Origin of the sequence: Bacteroides sp. MSK.20.12 (assembly GCF_019052435.1) — a bacterium.
GTDB classification, from domain to species: domain Bacteria; phylum Bacteroidota; class Bacteroidia; order Bacteroidales; family Bacteroidaceae; genus Bacteroides; species Bacteroides xylanisolvens.
In genome coordinates this window covers 70,222-87,125 of sequence record NZ_JAHQVH010000017.1, presented here as the reverse complement: position 1 = coordinate 87,125, position 16,904 = coordinate 70,222, and the positions used below count along the sequence as shown (strand labels likewise).

The following is a 16,904-nucleotide window of genomic DNA, read 5'->3' as shown; positions in this document are numbered from 1 at the left end:
ACCCTTTCCATCAATTTTAAAGGGTGAATACTCATTTTATCGCGGCAAAAGTAGTGCTTATTTTTATATCTTCCAAAGATTAATAGACAAATTTTAGTGTTCAATAACTATCCGAGGGAAGTTTTGCCAAGAGTTTCTGTCAAATTGCTATTTTATGGTCCCTTTATATCGTCTATCTTTGCATCAGATAAAAACAAAAAGAAAAATAATATATGAAACGGATAAAAAGCTTATTAAGTGTCTTCGTCTTGACACTGGCAGCCACAGCTTGCGCGGGAAACAGCGGAGAAAATAAAAAAAGCAATGAACCAACAAAGGAGGACAATAAAATGGAAGTAGTAGCATTAAATAAAGCAGATTTTTTAAAGAAGGTATATAACTATGAAGCCAATCCGAACGATTGGAAGTTTGAAGGCAGCCGTCCTGCCATCGTAGATTTCTATGCTACCTGGTGCGGTCCCTGCAAAGTGATGCACCCGATTCTGGAAGAACTTAGCAAAGAATATAGTGGCAAAGTAGACATCTATCAGATTGATGTGGACAAAGAACAAGATCTGGCAGCGGCATTCGGTATCCGCAGCATCCCTACCCTATTGATGATTCCGATGAAAGAGGAACCGAGAATCATGCAGGGAGCTATGCCTAAAGACCAGCTTAAAAAAGCAATTGATGAATTTCTTCTGAAACAAAATAACGAAGCAAAGCAATAGACTTCGACTTTTTTCTCGTCATGACAACTGCCCTCTATTCGTCTTTAGAAGATGGATAGAGGGCTGTTTATATATGCCAAATGATAAGAACAAACATATTTGCATATATTCGCACTTCACTTTATCTTCTTATTTATATTTCAAATTGAAAAAATGCAGAAACATTGAATAATACTACATCACGATCTCACACTCTTTGTTTCATCACAAACCCCTCAAAGAAATCGTCGCGGTAACTATTACCGATAGCTATTTCATACGATTTTATGAATATATCATTATTGTCAAATGATTCGATGTGACCGGTATTGACAATATATGACTTATTCACCCGCAGAAAAGTTGATTTGGGTAACAAATCGAATATGGCTTTCAAACTCATACGGGTGATAATACGTTGATCGCTAAGTTGGATTATAACGTAATCTTTCAATCCTTCAATGAAGAGAATATCGGAGAAGTTGACTTTGAAATACCGGCGTTCTGCTTTCACAAAAAAATAGTCGGCAGTAACCACCGTTTCTATGGCTTCTTTCTCTTCTTTCAGTAACAAAGAATGGTAAGACAAAGCCTTATCCACAGCTTTTTGAAAACGCTCCGCTTCAACAGGCTTAATCAAATAATCTATCGCATCCACTTCGTAACTGTCCAGTGCATACTCTGTATAGGCTGTAGTGAAAATAACCAGTGTTTTCTTTGAAATCGTACGTGCAAACTCAATTCCTGTAATCCCTGGCATCTGAATGTCAAGAAAAACCAAATCAGTCACATGTTGCTCCATGAAATCGGAAGCAGTGGACGCACTATTAAAACTCCCGATTAATTGAAGGTTACTCGATTCTTCTATCAATAGCTTCATGGCTTCACGTGCCAATGGTTCATCGTCTACAATAATACAATTCATAATGTTATACTTAAAATTACAGTATACTTATTTTCATTCTCTATCTGCTTCAGCTCATACCGACCGGGATACAACAGCCCCAATCTGCGTTGAATATTCACGAGTCCTATCCCTCCGACTTTACCTTTACTAATGGCAACTTCCGGTGTGGAATTCTCGCATCGAAACTCTAATCTATCATTATCAACCTTAAACGAAACGTGCACATACGAAGGATGCTCGCTGTCAAAACTATGCTTTACCGCATTCTCCACAAAAGGAATAAACAATAACGGCTGAATCCAAATGGAATCTGTCTCTCCATGTTCCTCCATCGTAAACTGAAAATTATCACGACGGATCTTTTCCAGATTCAGATAATCATTTAAGAAACGGATATCCGATGCTAACGAGACTCTTTCTCGCGAACTGTCATTTATCTGATAGCGCAATAAATCCTCTAATTTGAAAAGTACTTTGGATGCTTCTTCCGGATTTCTCTTTATCAGGACATTGGCATTATTCAGCATATTAAAAAGAAAATGCGGATTAATCTGATTTTTAAGAAACTTCAGTTCCGACTGTAAAGTCGTGGATTCCAGTTCATCAATACGCAGGTTGTAGCGTAGCCAATGCATGAACAATGAAATAGCCGCAGAGCCTGCCATGACAAAGCCGATGGTCAGTATGCCCGAAAAAGCATTGATAAAAGTGGCAAAGCCATTGGGATCTTTTCCGGGCAGAATCACTTCAAAAAGCAAACCTTGGGTAACTGAAAGAAAAGTAATGACTGCTATATTTGTAATGACTGCCATCAACACATAACTACCCCAACGATTCTTCAACAGGAAATAAGGAACCAATACATACAGGTTTATATATATCACCATATTCATAGAAGCAAAATATGCCAGACATCCGCCCAGTCGCCTCCCAAAGGAGACTGTTTGTAAAGGCTCATACCAAAGGACGTTGATTGTTATCAAAACAACAACCAATTGCAGCAGCAAATGCCTGTATATCCGATAACGGGGACTCAATAGAAATGCAGTGACACTTTTATCATTCATGTTTCTGTCAGTGGTATTTTTATTGAAGTCATTACCATGATTGGTATCCATACTCATGACTCACCTCCTTTCAGTTCCAGCCATATACTGCCGACAGCCAATGATAATCTGTAACGGCTTCCATACAAAATATCCAATCTTTGTCTGATTCTTTCCAGCCCTTTATCGGACGACAAGAGATTTACTTCAGGACAAGCGCAAGCGAAAATAATCGTACCCTTTTCCGCTTTCAAATGAGTTTTCAATGAAACAGGAGGCTGTATCTGTTGCTCGTCTATTGCTTTGACTATATATTGTACAAAAGGGATGAAAAGCAAAGGTGGTACCAACATTCTGTTCACTTCGCCTTCGGAAGTAAATTCATAGTAAAATTGTGGTCGGGAGGTCTGTTCCAATGTCAGGTAATTAGTAAGAAATGTAATTTCGCTACTAAGCAAGACTTTGGCCCTATTGCAATCATACAACTGATAGCGGAGAAGTTGGCTTAACTTCATCAACATCTTTGAGGCTGTTTCCGGCTCACTCAACGTTAATTCTCCCGATTGATGCAATATTTTAAAAAGAAGTTCAGGGCTGATCTGTTCTTTTAACCGTTCCACTTCAGAAACGACATGGGCTTTCTCCATTTGTGAAACACGCCGGTTGTTAATCATCCACTCTTTCAGAAGAACTGTCATCGTACCTCCTATCATACACAGCGTAGATAACATAAAAGAAGAAATATAGTCCACTACCATGTGCATCGAAAAATAAGAACCTCGCGCATGGAGTTCCGGCCAATAGGAATATGCCATGTATTCTATTGACATCTGTATCAACAGAGCTACGATCATCGCAGTAGAAAGCAATGACAAATAAGTCAGATAATGTCTCTTCAACAAATATTTCGGAAAGAGTTGGAAAAGATTCAAGTAGATAACCGCTACATAAGTGAGCAGGTAAAGAAAGGTAAATGTGTAAATCCATCCGCCCAATATATCCTTATAATCCAAAAAGATAATAAAGACCTAATTGAAAGAGATCGTCCCCAGCACCAGGATAAGTACCAAATACCGCATCCATCGTAAGTCCGGACTAACGAGAAATCGATATAAAAAGGTAGATTCACTACCTGTTGCAAGTGTTTCAGTTGTCATACGCTTTATTGGGGACGAAGATAAAACATTTTTCCGGTTAGACTCTATACCGTATCTCTAAAATTCAAGTTTATAACTCACATTCGTCAATATCGTAGAATTGTCGCTGACATCTATTTTTCCAGTTTTCACATTATATTCATGACCGTAATGTTCTTTAGCACCCGTAAAGTTAAGTCCTTTCACTGCAAATTCATGTGATACTTTTCTCTTGTTGATACGATAACTGACAGTATAATTACCAATCAACATAGGAGAATATTGTTTTGAGAAAGCTTTCGTTTCGTCATATTGCACTTCTTTATCCGGATGATTCATCGTTGCCTCCAAGTCAATCGGAGAATATCGATCACCACCTTGCAAGGTTAGTTTCAGGTTGACACTAAGTATATTCTGTTTATTTCTTCCCAACATCCATTCTTTACCGATGAGTCCGTTTATCACATAATTACGGTTAAACTTCGTGTTATACCACACACCGTCCCCACCCCGGTAACGGGAATCAAACCAGGAACCCGAAATCATATAATAAAGTCCTTTCTCCAAAAAACGTTCGAAGGTAATGTCTATTCCCACATTGCGTCCTCTTCCTTTATTGACCAACGCATCTTCCACATAAAAATCAGAACGGTTAAGTACGGAGTAAGAACTATCCGCCATTACTGGGACATCATGCAAAAACTGGATATATGGTTCTATCTTCAGATTCATGCGATCAGAAATCTTGTAACCGAATGATAACATAATGTGCTGTGCTTTTGTAAAATCAAGATCTTTATTGACGGATTGATCGCCTGTACTTTTCGTTTTAACAAAATATACATCCATCTTTTCCATGCGACTGTACATTCCATAAGCCAACGCAAAGGTTGCTTTTGGAGTAGCTTGCCACTTCAGGCCAACCCGTGGTTCTACAGACCATTTATTGTTCAGAGTCAGAAGCTGTCCATAGATTCCGGCATTAAGGGTCCAACGCTCTGTTAATCCCACCGATGAACTATTGTAGGCTGAAATCAGACTTGTATTACCTTTTCCTTGAGATACAATTTCCAGTGGTTCGGCTTCATAAGGAGCAATGGAAAGATCCATTTTGTAGAACATATTGGTATAAGTGAATCCTGTCTTGTTCGTAAAACGGTTACTTAATTTACGATTAAAGGTAGTGGTAAATATCAGGTTGGTATATTTTGAATCAAGATCCATATAAGGAGTAGACTCCATCGAATGGTTGAACAAGGTTGCTCCTCCGTCGAGTTGCGAATAGGTAGCGGCTATCGTGGTCTTCAATGATGCGTCATTATTAAAGAAATAACGATGGCTGACACCTCCGGCTGCCATATATTGCTTGTCTCTTGATTCACTGCGGTCGCCCCAATAATCCCATTTCTCTGTGTTCTTTTCAAAATCACTAGTGAACTTATCAATCAGGCTCGTTCCCCAAACAGAGAACGTTCCGGCTTTCCGTGTCGGAAAGTTGAGTTTGAGGTTCAGGTCCTGATAATCCATCGTTCCTCCTTCAAGATTCAGAAGTCCGGTTGTAGAATAACGGTAATTGAAAATATACGATGCTTTATGTTTCTTGCTCAAAGGGCCTTCGGAAGCGACGTCGATTCCCATAATTCCCACCTGAATGGTATTTTCGTTCTTTTGGTTGTTGCCGTTACGCAATTTCATGTCAAAGACTCCGGATACGGCATTTCCATATTCGGCAGGAAATGCTCCTGTGAAAAAATCAGAGTTTCCAAGCACTTGTGAACTTAGAGAGGAAAGGATTCCTCCACCCAATGTAGCGATGTCTGCAAAGTGATTCGGATTAGGAATTTCGACATCCTCCAGTCTCCATTGCAACAGATGTGGGGCATTGCCATGAATAGAAATTCCATTGGAAGAAACGCTGGGAGCCACTCCGGCGAAAGCAGAAACCAAACGTGCGGGATCATCAAATCCACCTGCATAACGGCTCGCTTCTTCTACACTCAACATACGTGCTCCGGTAGTAGCCATCTTATTCATTGCTTCTTCCTTGTTCGTCCGCGCACGAATTATCACTTCGTTTAATTCGTTCACGCTTTCTTTCAAAGGTATTTCCAAATATATTTCCTTGGCGGAGGTCACCAGTATTTCTCTGAAAATGCCCGGTTCATATCCCATAAACGCAGCTTCTACGGTATGTCGGCCGACAGGAACCTGCGGTATACTGAAACGACCAAGACTGTCTGTTATCGTACCCGCCCCCTCTTTTTCAGATAGCTTTACTGTTGCATACGGTATCGGAAACTTCGAGTCTCCATCTATAACAATCCCACGGATGGTCTGCACCGGACGTCCTTTCCGTCCTGTTGTCTGGCTGAATACTGTTACAGACACAAATAAAGCGGTCAATAATAGGATCCATCCGCCATAACGATATATTTTCCGGGAAAGTTCTTCACTTAGAACTTTTTCAAAAGTTTTGAGCACTGTCCCACACTCATCTAAAGAGACGCCCGACTGAATAGATATTTTCTCTAATAATCTAGTTTTATTCATCTTCATGATTTTATTCCGTTTTAATTTCGTCACGAAGATAAGGCAGAGATCAGCACTAATTTTTCAAATGAGACGAACGCGTCCCATTTGTAGACTAAATGCAAAATTAGCAAGATGAAAAATAAAAGAAAAGAAGAATATCGCTTTTAAAGGATATATAACCCATTCTAAAGGTGGTGTGACTTTCATTAAAGTCCTTTGGTAATTACAGGCAACCCAAATAAGCCCTTTTGCAAAGTCAGAATCTTCGGCCGACCTGTCTTTGTCTTATTATAAGTAGAAGGAGATACATGCAATGTTTCTACATTCCCATTTTCAAAAGCTACCTGCAAATAATATTCTTTACGAACACCATCCGACACATAACGGTGTCTGCCGACTCTACGGGTTTTCTTGTGTGTTTCCACATATTTTTTCTGTACCATGACTTTCTCTTCATGCGTGGAAGCAGAATCGGCAAACCAGTAATTCCCCCCAAGAAACAATACACAACTGATAGCACCGACACAAACCAAATGGCAACAACAATTAATTACTTTATTATCCATTGTTGTCAGCCAAATCCATCCTTTATAGAAAGGAATTGTTGCTATCACTATTATAAGTGCCACTCCAACAGGTATCCACCAGGCAGCTAATGTATCTTCGTATACTACATAGGCAACTCCACATGAAATAATAATCACGAGAATCATCAGGATACGAAGTGCATTAATAAATATAATTTTCATGATATTGTAATATATGTCTGCAAATATACAGAATTGGCCAAATAAATAAGACAATTCCACCATTAAATAATAAATGAATGAGATATTATCAAAAAAACTACAATCTAAATCATTATCAGACTGTAGTTTTATTAACTTATGCTTAAAGGCAAATTCTATCATCGGCATCCACAAAGTAGCCCTAAAAGTATTCCTATTCTTTTATAAAAGAAAGAGTTTGATTTATATGCCTGGAGGATGTTCCTAGAAAAATTGTATATTGTCCAGTATTTGTTTTCCAACTATGTGTCTGATCATCCCAAAAAGCTAAATCCTTGGAAGTTATTATAAACTCAAGGATTCGATTTTCCCCAGGTTTCAAGGATACTTTCTCAAATCTTTTTAGTTCTTTTTCGGGACGTAATACACTTGGCTGGTTCTCTTTGATATATAATTGTACCACCTCAGCTCCTTCACACTTACCTGTATTCGTAAGAGTAACAGAACATTTTATAGTCTGTTTATCATTCATCTTGTTAGATGATAATCGTGGTTTTGTCAAAGCAAATGTTGTATAGGATAGTCCATATCCAAAAGGATAAAGCGGTTCTATCTTCTTTGTATCATACCACCTATATCCAACTAATACATCTTCCTTATAATTAACATCATACACATTAATAAGATGCTCATTTTTAAGCTCATTATAGAGTGATGCCCCTTGTGGCAAATATCCCCATGCCGGTGAATCTTTAAATGACCTTTCTATAGTCATCGGTAATTTTCCTGATGGATTTACTTTTCCGATAATAATATCAGTAAGTGCTTCAAATCCAGATTGTCCTCCATACCAACCATAAATCAAAGCTGCTAATTGTTCGTTCCATGCTGACATATCAATCGCAGACCCAGTATTGATAATAGCAATAGTGTTAGGATTATTTTTAGTGATATAGCGCATAAATGATTCGTCTTCCCTAGGTAAAGCAAACGGACGTTCTACGGCTTCTTTATCCCGTGTACCCATACTCAATAAAACAACATCAGCCTCTTTTATCTCTGCCACAGTAGGCTTTTCAATATAATATACAGTTCGCCCAAAGACTTTCTGCAAAGCATCAATCAGACTTACATTATTATACCCTATCACTTCTGCCGCACCATAGCCACGAGGTATTTCATATACAAATTTACCGGTTAATAATATTTTTCTATTTTTTGTAGGATCAAGCGGTAAAATTTCATTCCTGTTTTTAAGTAATACCACACCTTCTTCTGCAACTCGCCTCGCAGTCTGCTCATGTTCAGGATATTTACTTAACAAAGTCGTGTCATACTTAGGCCTGCTATAAAATCCCATGGCAACACAAGTAGCCAAAGTGGGCCGTATCATATCGTCTAAATCCTTCTCTGTTATTTTCTTTTCATGATATAAATCCAATACTGATACTCCAAAATTATATGAACCCGGCATTTCCAGATTTTGACCTGATTTAATAACCTTTTCCAAATCCCACACAGAATTCCAGTCACTCATAACCAACCATTTAAATCCCAGCTTTTCTCTAAGAATCTTCTTTATTACATACGAACTTTGTCCTGCCCATTCGCCATCGATCTGATTATAAGAAGTCATTACAGACATAGCTCCTGCATCTATCCCAGCTTTAAAACCCGGCAAATAGATTTCATTCATAGCACGTTCTCCGATAATGGAATTACTCCGTTTACGATAAAATTCAGTATTATTCCCGTAGAAATGCTTTAAACATGCCGCTGTACCCGTACTTTGAAGTCCGGTCACATATTGACTGACCATTTGAGATACCAAATAGGGATCTTCTCCAAAATATTCAAAATTTCTGGCACATTGAGACTGTCGATAGATATTTAATCCGGGACCTAACAAAACCTCAATTCCTCCAGCTCTACATTCTTCTCCAATAGCTTTAGCATATTGGTAAGATAACTCCGGTGAAAATGTTGAGGCTAGCAAAATGGGAGAAGGAAAAGCTGTTGAACGTTCCAGTTGCTTTACAACGTTAGGATCAGGCAAATTATTCCGGATATTAACCCCTTGTGTCGCATCCGACAAATAAACAGGAAGTATTCCTTTTTCTTCAAAACCTTTGATAAAAAACTTATTATAGCCCCTGACCATGAGCGCTTTTTCCTCAATTGTCAGCTTCTTTAATAATTCATCCGCCTTCTTGTATGCTTCACTTGTCTCCATTACCTGTTGTGCATATAAACCAATGCAATTTACAAGCATGAAAATCAATAGAAAAAGTTTTTTCATATTCTGATATTAATTGAATGTGGAACTTCTCTTTTACTGATTAAAAGAGAAGTTCCACAATTAGTTTTTAGTTATTGTATAAATCTTGTATTTCTTCTTCTGACAATATTCTGTTATACAAAATAAAATCATCCAGATAACCATTCAAGAAGTTCTCAGGTGCAAATTCTCCATTAGTAAATCGATAGTTACAACCAATATAGTATGGCCAATTATCTACCACCTTGTCAACAACCCCTTTCTTTTCAATAACTTTCTGCCCATCTATATACAAATAACTATCTCTTTTTCCATCCACTTTCTTATAAATACATACATAGTGATGCCACTCACCGTCATCCATTCGTTTACCTTCATATTCAGCCCAGTTTCCTGCTTTTCCCTTGTATTCTACACAGAAAACAACAGTTTTACCACTGGTATCAAGTCTAAACCAACTTTGTCTGGGCACAGGATCGGTATAAGTAGCACCAGGTCCCACACCTTGATGAAAGACTGCATTCTTAGCTGTCATATTTGAAACCTTCACCCAAAATGCAACTGTAAATTCACTATCCGTATAATGATTCTTCAATCCTTCTTCAGGAATAGACAAAATTGAATAATTTTGCTTGTCGCCTTGGAAGTGTGCTGCAAATCGACATTCAGCACTTTCTCCGGAAAAGCGCGCCTGAGAATTATATACACTGGAACCAGCTCCTGCCGTAAGTTCCTCAGGATTCAATTGATTTGGACCTGCATCTTTATTATCACCATCGAATGGCAAATACAATACTAACTTTTCTGCAGAAACAACATATACATAACCTTCTTTCTCTTTCGTAGAGCTATTTACTGAGTTTTTAGCTTTCAACGTCACTTTGTATTTTCCTGGATTATTATATTGCACTACAGGATTTTGTTCTACAGAACTGGCTGGAGTACCTCCTTCAAATGTCCATTCCCATTCTTCAACCGTTCCTAATGTCTTATCCAAGAAGTTAATATATCCCCCGGCATAAGTATTCCGGCATTGTGCACCAAAATCAGCGGCAATCGCATTTTTATCAATAACAGTAATATAATCCTCTCTTACTTTGTCCGAAGACGCTTTGGGATTCTTAGCTGTCAATTTAATAGTATAGATTCCCGGAGAAAGTGTCATTTGTGGATTTTGTTCTGTTGAAGTGATAACTGCTCCACCTTCTTTAGGTGTGAAACTCCATAACCACTCATTCGGATAGCCTTTGGACAAATCTTTAAAAGAAATAACATCTTCATTTGTAGCAGTAGTTTTATCTGCAGAGAAGTCAACAGTTATCTGCGACGGATAGTTAACAGTAATATATTGTTCCTTCACCATTTCGTTTGCTTCTTCTCCGCGTCCGACCGACAAGGTAACCGAATAAACTCCAGGCTTATTATATACAACATTAGGACTAAATAAGATTGAGGTTTCTGGTTCTCCACCTTCGAACCGCCAATTCCATTTAGAAGGTTCACCAGTAGATATGTCTTTGAAAGTAATACTTTCTCCGATTGTGACTTCCTGAAGATCTGATTCGAAAGCAGCTTGCAAGGACTGCAAATCATCTTCAGAACAAGCCAATAACAATATCACAACAATACACTGTAATAAATATATAGTTTTTCTTTTCATATCAGTAATGTATTAAATTCATTGTATTGATTTTATGCTAACAACTTTAAATGCCAGCCCATCCGTATATCGTTTTTCTCCTCCCTCATAGATAATAGCAATCTGTGAATCAGAGAGCTCAACTATATCAGAGTAACCAGAGTTACCTTCATAAACTGTATATTGTCCCTTCCAGTTTTTCCCATTATCCGTACTTTTTTTGATAGTCATATTAATACGTTCCGTAGCGGAAGCAGCATTCGAAAGAAAAACAGCTCCTCCTATTGATAATATACTACCCTGACACTTACAGTCTATTTGATCAATGCTAATTTGAGGTGAAGACCAAGTAAGTCCTCCATCTATGCTAGTACAACTTTTCCGATAAAAGCCTTCATCTGCTCTCATATTCAACATTAACGTTCCCTCTCCTATCTCGGCTACAGAACATTCTCCAACACCACCGACAGGAGTAGGTTCTCCTGGTTTCCATGTTTTTCCGTAATCATCAGAATAAATGATATGAGAATAACTCGTGACCTTTCCACTCTCCCGAGTTGTAAAATAGTTTGGAGCAACTAATCTTCCTTTATGTATTCCCTTTTGAATCTGAATACCATGGCACGGACCGGTAGCATACCAATCCCATTTTTCTTTTTTTACAGAAGAAGTTATTTCAACTGGTTGCGCCCAAGTAATGCCGTCATCATCAGAATATGTATAGTACGGACGTCGGCTGTCTTCTCCGGTACCATTGGTTATTGCCCCCCATTTATCAGTCTGGAAATTCCAAGTCATAAGCAGATGTATTCTACCTCTGTCGTCAACAATAGGCACGGGATTTCCACAAGTGTTTTGTCCATCATTCCATATCGTAATCTGTTTACTCCATGTTTTTCCATTATCCGACGAACGTTTGACTACAAGATCTATATCTCCGCTATCTCCATTACTTCGAGCTTTTCTAGCTTCAGCAAAAGCTAATAAAGTATTGCTTTTACTTTTAACAATAGCAGGTATTCGATAGAGTTCAAAACCATCCGTCCCTTGATTATAAATATAGTTGAATTCGGACGAAGGCACTTCTTCTTCCGGTGGAACAGGAGTTGGGTTTCCTTGTGTCTCATCATCTTTTTGACAAGCCTGTGTAAACATACTTGTAAAAAGAAATACGCATGTAATAATCTTATAGGTTTTCATATCCTTGAGTTTGTTTTAAATTAGGATTGATATTTATATCGCTCAATGGGATTGCAAGATATAATGGAATGATAATATTATCATCGACTTTTTTCTTTAAGTTCGGGACCTCCTGATAAACATCAATCGTTCCACCATAATGAAATCTAAGAAGATCGGGCCATCTTTTTCTCTCAAGATATAACTCTCTTGCACGCTCGTTCAGAATTTCTTTCTCCACTGCTATTTTATTGGTACTTCCATTATAAGTTCCAATCTTGGCACGGTCTCTGACTCTATTCAGTTCAATAATAGCCTGTGGTGTTTGATTTAACGCCGCATAAGCTTCTGCTTTAAATAAATACATCTCTGCAAGCCGATATATAACTATATCTGAGTCATAGGTGCGATCTCCTTCTGTTTTTGTTCCCTTCATCTTATTATCAAAAGTCCCTATTTCATTTCCGTCCGCATCCTTTGCAGTGATATAAGAGTCTTTGGTTCTGATATCTGCCGGATTTGCATTAAAAAGACCTATCAAAAACGGACTTGGTGCATAAGTGCTGCGAGCTCCTCCTTTAGCATAAGGAATTTCATCCTTATTGACCGCCTTTTCTACAAAAACATCTCTTGGTTTCAGACTCTGACTATACTGAGCTTCCTTTTCATAAATTTCGAAATGGATAGTCCATATCACTTCTTTCCCATATTTAGTTCCATAAATATCTGCAAAGTTATCTTCCAGTGAAAGTCCTTTACTTGCCAAATCCGCATAAGTTATGACATCTTTCAAATCTTGTTCCGATCCATTCATCACTTTTGCTTTCCATAGCAAAATATCGGCTTTCAATGCATAGCATGCCGGCTTCGATGCCCTTCCTTTTCCATTTGCATAACTTTCTTCCGGAAAAAGATCAATTGCCGTATTTACATCACTTAGAGCACGTGCCAAAACTTCCTCCGCGGGTTCTCTTGCTAACTTAGGCTTATTTGAACTTTCTGTCGGTTCCAGTTCCAAAGGGGCATCCCCCCATATCCGGGCAATACAGAAATACATATACCCTCTGATACAATACGCCTCTGCCAATAATCTGTTTTTATCAGCCTCTACACCAAAATCTATTCCGGGAGTATACTTCAGTAACATATTACAATGTTGTATTACAGAGTAATAGCTTGACCAGCTATAACCATTTTGCGATGTGAGGTTTTGCGCCCATAAATTAGAAGGGCCACCTTCCAGCCCTGTTGTAAAGGCATCTCCTCTGTCTTCAAAATGAAGAGTAGAATTCGATGTATCGCGCAATTTGGTATAAATACCGATCATATAACTTTCTACATCGCCTTTTGTATTCCAGTATCCATCTCCGGTAATGCTTGAAACAGTATCTACATCCAGTAAGTTACACGAATGTAACAAGAATAAAGAAATGCCTAATAGTATTGATTTAAATTGTTTCATAATTATGAGTCTTATTTAATTAGAAATTAATTTTTACTCCCATGTTATATTGTCTGGGTCTCGGATAAATACCATAGTCAACACCAGTATATATTTCAGGGAACATGCCATCATATTTTTTTATATAACCAATATTATACGCTCCTGCAAAAACTTCCACAGCACTGAGTCTCATCTTTCTAATCCAAGATAATGGCAACATATAACTTAAAGACACTTCCCTGAATGCCAGGTAATCTCCCTTGCTAAAATACAAGCTATTATTAGTACTACCACTTGCAGAGCTTCCGATCTGATTATCCCATCTCATATGATTTCTATATTGATAATCATAGTCACTCTGAACAGTATATTTAGGATATTTGCTTCCATCATTCGCACTCTGCCAAGAATTGGTCATTGCCTCTTTGATGGCATTATTATTATTACGTGAGCTACCCATTATCTGTCCTTTGAAGCCATTGTCTATTACATGCCCCATAGCCCAGTCCATAACGATTCGCACGGTTAGTCCTTTGTATTTCAATGTATTAATAATTCCTCCGACTTTATCGGGACGAACATATCCCATGAAAATCATGTCTTTAGAGTCCAATTGTCCATCATTATTTACATCTTCAAATATTGCATCTCCCGCATGTTTCTTTCTTCCTTGTGCGTTCGGGTCATTAGGTGCCTTGGCCGCTTCTTCTTCAGTCTGATATGTTCCCAAGTAATGAAAAGCCCATCTTCCGCCAAATCTCTCACCTTCGGCAATACCACCCACTTTTTTTGTCCCTCCAGTTGCAGGATCATAAACAAAGTTTCCTCCTACACGATGCTTTTCTTCTCCATTATCCGGTAAGTCTACTACCACTCCTTTGTTATAAGCAAATGTCAACCCTAAATCCCATGAGAAATCTTTAGTTTGAATAGGAGTAGCATTCAACTCAATCTCTACTCCTGAGTTTCTAACAGATCCATAGTTACTCTTAATGGAACTAAATCCGGTAGAACTCCATAAAGGTTCATCATACAATCTGTCAAATGTCAGTTTGTTGTAATAGTCGATTAACAGTCCTAATCTATTATTGAAAAAGCCCAAATCAACCCCGATGTCATAGGATTCTGTTGTTTCCCAGCGCAACTGCGAATTTTTCAATGTTGTATTTAATATACCGACAGAGCCCTGATAGTTGGTATCTGTAATCTTATATTCTCCTCTCGAATTAGCCACACTCAAATTGTTGTTACCTGTGCGCCCCCAACTAGCACGCCATTTCCAACGACTAACGATAGCTTCCAATGGTTTATAGAAGTTTTCCCGATGCATATTCCACCCAGCAGATACTCCCGGGAAAAATCCCCATTTATTATCTTCCGCAAATCGCGAAGAACCATCGGCACGCATACTAATAGAGAAAAGATATTTGCCATTATAATCATAATTTACACGTCCGAAATAACTCAAAGTGGCTTCCATTGTTTTAGTTGAACTTGCCCGCTGAGTACTATCTGCCGTTGCATTTAATGTCGGAATTAAATCTATGGAAGAACCACTGCCACTTGCAGAAAGCCTATAACTATAATCATGAGTATAGCTGGCACCTGCTACGACTCCAATATTATGATCTTTCACTTTCTTATCATACGAGAGCACTAAATCTCCCTGCAAATGCCTGTCAAAATTATGTTTGGCAGAAGCCGGACGAATTGTATTTCCGGTTGTTTCATTATCTGCCTGAAAATAATTTTCTATACCTTCCGTACCGAAATAATAGGCTGTAGGCTTTAATATCAAGCCAGGCAGAATATTCCAAATTGCACCTAATTGGAAAGTTGTCCTATATACATTGGTATCATCATAGTTAGTCTTATAATAAATTTCATGCAATCTGCTTCTGAAAGAAGAAATTCCTTCACCCGGAGCCGGAGTTCCATCTTCATAATACAAGCGGTAAGTTGGTGGAGTCAATATGCTTCGTGATATGGTATTAACTGTATTTCCACCTCCTACAGCATCTCTCACCTGCAAACTAGCTTTAGTAGACAGACTCCATGCTTCACTCAATTTATAGTTTCCATTAAACAAAACGCTGTAATTCTTATAATTCGTACCTCGAAGAATACCATCCTGATTCAAATATCTTAATCCTACATAATAGTTAATAGCTTCCGTCCCTCCACTAATGCTCAAATCTATTTCATGCTTCTGCCCAGTTGTAAAGGTGGCTTTCTGAAAGTCATTATCCTGAAAAATAAGTTGTTTACCTGTAACAGGATCTGCCATTGTCTGCCATCCTTCGTTTTCCAACAAGTTACTGACGTAACCTTGACCATACTTTTGAAGATAAACATCCAAAAACTCAAGCGTATTCTTTGAATTTCTAGGATTTCCGGTTGACATACCAAATGAACCGCTCAAAAATTTAGCCTGATCTTCTTTTCCATTATAAGTTAAGTCTGCCTGATTAAATTTGGCAATATTCGAACGAGATAATGTTATATAATCCCGTGCATTCAATAATGGGATTCGCTGAGGTTGTTGTTCCACTCCGTATGTGTATCGCAGACTCACAACAGGTTTCCCTTTCTGACCGGATTTAGTCTTGACAAGAATAATACCATTGGCTGCTCTGGAACCATAGATAGCAGTAGAAGCAGCATCTTTCAAGACCTCTATAGATTCTATATCTGCCGGATTCATATCTGATATATTTCTAAAACCTTGTGATATTATACCATCAATAATTATTAAAGGTGTATCACTTTCCGGCGAAGTTGAACTTCCTCCACGAATAAATAATTGAGGATCAGCTCCAGGCTGCCCACTAGAAATCTGTAAAGACAGACCAGGCACTTTTCCTTGTAACTGTAATAATGGATTCTGTCCGGGTGCCTTCTGGAATTCTTCCTTATTTATCTTAGAAATAGAATTGGTTATTAATGCCCTTGATTGTTTTCCATAGCCTATAGCTACAACTTCATCAAGCAATACAGAACTCTCTTTCAAAACAATGACAATATTTCTACGCCCTTTGACTGCAATTTCTTTTGTTTCCATTCCTACAAAAGAAACAATAAGAGTAGCGTCAGGAGAAACCATAATTGAGAATTCACCGGACGCATTGGTAATGGTACCTTTATCTACTCCTTTTACAGAAATTGAAACTCCGGGCAATTCTACCCCAGTTTGATCCTGTACTATACCAGAAACTTTAATTTCTTTAGAACTGATATCATCTGCTTGAATATTTAGGGAAATAAATAAAAAAGCAAATAACACCGATAATATTTTATTCGTATGCTTTATTGAGTTTTTCATAAAA

The 16,904-nt window shown here is 38.1% G+C and carries 11 protein-coding genes; 1 reads left to right on the top strand and 10 read right to left on the bottom strand.

Features of this window, described 5'->3' with window-relative positions; all coding sequences use genetic code 11:
* Positions 1 to 212 precede the first annotated feature (212 nt).
* Entirely contained in the window at positions 213 to 710 is a 498-nt protein-coding gene (trxA, locus tag KTR06_RS11095; protein WP_008025658.1) for a thioredoxin, read from the top strand.
* A 187-nt stretch (positions 711 to 897) separates the two neighbouring features.
* On the opposite strand, the gene KTR06_RS11090 is transcribed toward trxA, so the two are convergent.
* The 10 genes from KTR06_RS11090 to KTR06_RS11045 form a co-directional block, all read right to left on the bottom strand.
* Complete coding sequence (locus KTR06_RS11090; protein WP_009039899.1) at positions 898 to 1,614, bottom strand: LytTR family DNA-binding domain-containing protein; 717 nt, start codon at positions 1,612 to 1,614, stop codon at positions 898 to 900.
* Positions 1,611 to 2,720, bottom strand: a complete 1,110-nt coding sequence (locus KTR06_RS11085) for a sensor histidine kinase (protein WP_217290351.1) — start codon at positions 2,718 to 2,720, stop codon at positions 1,611 to 1,613. Before KTR06_RS11085 ends, KTR06_RS11090 begins: the two co-directional genes overlap by 4 nt.
* The gene (locus tag KTR06_RS11080) at positions 2,717 to 3,664 is read right to left on the bottom strand and encodes a histidine kinase (RefSeq protein WP_317196095.1); all 948 of its coding nucleotides are present in this window, start codon (positions 3,662 to 3,664) and stop codon (positions 2,717 to 2,719) included. The genes KTR06_RS11085 and KTR06_RS11080 overlap by 4 nt, the downstream gene beginning before the upstream one ends.
* Before the next feature lie 192 nt (positions 3,665 to 3,856).
* Positions 3,857 to 6,334, bottom strand: coding sequence for a TonB-dependent receptor (locus KTR06_RS11075; RefSeq protein WP_217290350.1), 2,478 nt, complete (start codon positions 6,332 to 6,334; stop codon positions 3,857 to 3,859).
* Between the two features lie 182 nt (positions 6,335 to 6,516).
* On the bottom strand, positions 6,517 to 7,059 hold the full coding sequence (locus tag KTR06_RS11070; protein ID WP_032812111.1) for a hypothetical protein: 543 nt from the start codon (positions 7,057 to 7,059) through the stop codon (positions 6,517 to 6,519).
* Between the two features lie 193 nt (positions 7,060 to 7,252).
* Entirely contained in the window at positions 7,253 to 9,337 is a 2,085-nt protein-coding gene (locus KTR06_RS11065) for a glycoside hydrolase family 3 C-terminal domain-containing protein (RefSeq protein WP_004314817.1), read from the bottom strand.
* 67 nt (positions 9,338 to 9,404) lie between these two features.
* On the bottom strand, positions 9,405 to 10,976 hold the full coding sequence (locus KTR06_RS11060) for a PKD domain-containing protein (protein ID WP_004314818.1): 1,572 nt from the start codon (positions 10,974 to 10,976) through the stop codon (positions 9,405 to 9,407).
* A gap of 18 nt (positions 10,977 to 10,994) precedes the next feature.
* Entirely contained in the window at positions 10,995 to 12,155 is a 1,161-nt protein-coding gene (locus KTR06_RS11055; protein ID WP_004314819.1) for an exo-alpha-sialidase, read from the bottom strand.
* Positions 12,142 to 13,596 (bottom strand): RagB/SusD family nutrient uptake outer membrane protein, encoded by a 1,455-nt coding sequence (locus tag KTR06_RS11050; protein ID WP_004314820.1) that lies wholly within the window; start codon positions 13,594 to 13,596, stop codon positions 12,142 to 12,144. Before KTR06_RS11050 ends, KTR06_RS11055 begins: the two co-directional genes overlap by 14 nt.
* Before the next feature lie 19 nt (positions 13,597 to 13,615).
* Positions 13,616 to 16,900 carry a TonB-dependent receptor gene (locus KTR06_RS11045; RefSeq protein WP_049702456.1) on the bottom strand — a complete coding sequence of 1,095 codons (3,285 nt, stop codon included), beginning with the start codon at positions 16,898 to 16,900 and terminating at the stop codon, positions 13,616 to 13,618.
* Positions 16,901 to 16,904: the final 4 nt, after the last annotated feature.